This is a genomic window from Rheinheimera aquimaris, from assembly GCF_020531985.1.
Taxonomy (GTDB): Bacteria; Pseudomonadota; Gammaproteobacteria; order Enterobacterales; family Alteromonadaceae; genus Alishewanella; species Alishewanella aquimaris.
This window is the reverse complement of the sequence record NZ_JAJAVQ010000015.1, coordinates 1-1,142: the sequence shown is the minus strand read 5'-3', so window position 1 is coordinate 1,142 and position 1,142 is coordinate 1. Positions and strand designations below refer to the sequence as shown.

At 48.9% G+C, this 1,142-nt stretch carries 1 protein-coding gene; it reads right to left on the bottom strand.

The genetic code is table 11. The features are described from left to right. Positions 1–23: 23 nt before the first annotated feature. Positions 24–1,142 (bottom strand): elongation factor Tu (gene tuf / locus LHL18_RS19615; RefSeq protein WP_226768319.1); only part of this gene is annotated, 1,119 nt, incomplete at its 5' end.

Sequence of the window (1,142 nt, the reverse complement as noted above, 5' to 3'; positions counted from 1 at the left end):
GGGCCTTTTTCAATCTCAGCTTATTAAGCCAGGATTTTTGATACTACGCCAGCACCAACGGTACGGCCACCTTCACGGATTGCGAAGCGTAAACCTTCGTCCATCGCGATTGGGCAAATCAGCTCAACAACAAACTTTAGGTTGTCGCCTGGCATTACCATTTCTACGCCTTCTGGCAGCTCTACTGAACCCGTTACGTCAGTCGTACGGAAGTAGAACTGTGGACGGTAGCCTTTGAAGAATGGAGTATGACGACCGCCTTCTTCTTTTGACAGTACGTACACTTCGCCTTCAAACTTAGTGTGTGGCTTGATTGAACCTGGCTTAGACAGTACCTGACCACGTTCTACGTCTTCACGCTTAGTACCACGTAACAGAGCACCAATGTTCTCACCTGCACGACCTTCGTCTAACAGCTTACGGAACATTTCAACGCCGGTACAAGTTGTCTTAGTAGTATCTTTGATACCTACGATTTCAACTTCTTCACCAACTTTGATGATACCTTGCTCTACACGGCCTGTTACTACTGTACCACGACCCGCGATTGAGAATACGTCTTCGATTGGCATGATGAATGGCTTATCAATCGCACGTACTGGCTCAGGGATATAAGTGTCCAGTGCTTCACCCAGCTCCAGGATTTTCTTTTCCCACTCTGCATCGCCTTCCAGACCTTTCAGCGCTGAACCACGGATTACCGGCAGGTCATCACCTGGGAAGTCGTAGTCTGACAGAAGCTCACGTACTTCCATCTCTACCAGCTCTAACAGCTCTTCGTCATCTACCATGTCACATTTATTCATGAACACGATGATGTACGGTACGCCTACCTGACGTGATAACAGGATGTGCTCACGTGTTTGTGGCATTGGGCCGTCTGTCGCCGCTACTACCAGAATAGCGCCATCCATCTGCGCTGCACCAGTGATCATGTTCTTAACATAGTCAGCGTGGCCCGGGCAGTCTACGTGCGCGTAGTGACGCGTCGGAGTATCGTATTCAACGTGTGAGGTGTTGATCGTGATACCACGTGCTTTTTCTTCTGGTGCTTTGTCGATTTGATCGAAAGCAAACGCCTGACCGCCGTAAGTCTTAGCCAGTACGTTGGTGATTGCAGCTGTTAAGGTAGTTTTACCATG